The sequence below is a fragment of the Pseudomonas sp. 2822-17 genome (genome assembly GCF_002742485.1).
In the GTDB taxonomy this organism is placed as follows: domain Bacteria; phylum Pseudomonadota; class Gammaproteobacteria; order Pseudomonadales; family Pseudomonadaceae; genus Aquipseudomonas; species Aquipseudomonas cyclaminis.
Genome location: NZ_LJRZ01000414.1, coordinates 1 through 326 on the forward strand (window position 1 = coordinate 1; position 326 = coordinate 326).

The window sequence follows — 326 nt, forward strand, 5'->3', positions numbered from 1 at the left end:
CAACACCATCAAGTCCTGCTTCCTGAACACCTTGACAAAGTAATAATACAGAATCCATGAGAGAAGATTGAATATTAAGCTCCTGCTGCATTCTCTCCTCAGACATACTAGTAAGCTGCGTTACAGCAATACATTTCGGTATTCTATCAGGTGATTTAGCACCTTCTACTAGTCCTTCCTTTGCTGCCTTCATCATCTCAACTCCACCCATTGCATGGACGTTTACTAAATCCACTTCAAGTGATGCAAGTTGCTTCATGGCACGCTTTACTGTTGTTGGGATGTCATGAAGCTTCAAGTCAAGGAAGATTTGGTGACCTAACTCC

1 protein-coding gene is annotated in these 326 nt (G+C 42.3%); it reads right to left on the reverse strand.

Features of this window, described 5'->3' with window-relative positions; all coding sequences use genetic code 11:
- Positions 1-298, reverse strand: a 298-nt coding sequence (locus AOA60_RS13890) for an orotidine 5'-phosphate decarboxylase / HUMPS family protein (RefSeq protein WP_305887049.1), incomplete at its 3' end; no start/stop codon positions are given.
- Positions 299-326 lie beyond the last annotated feature (28 nt).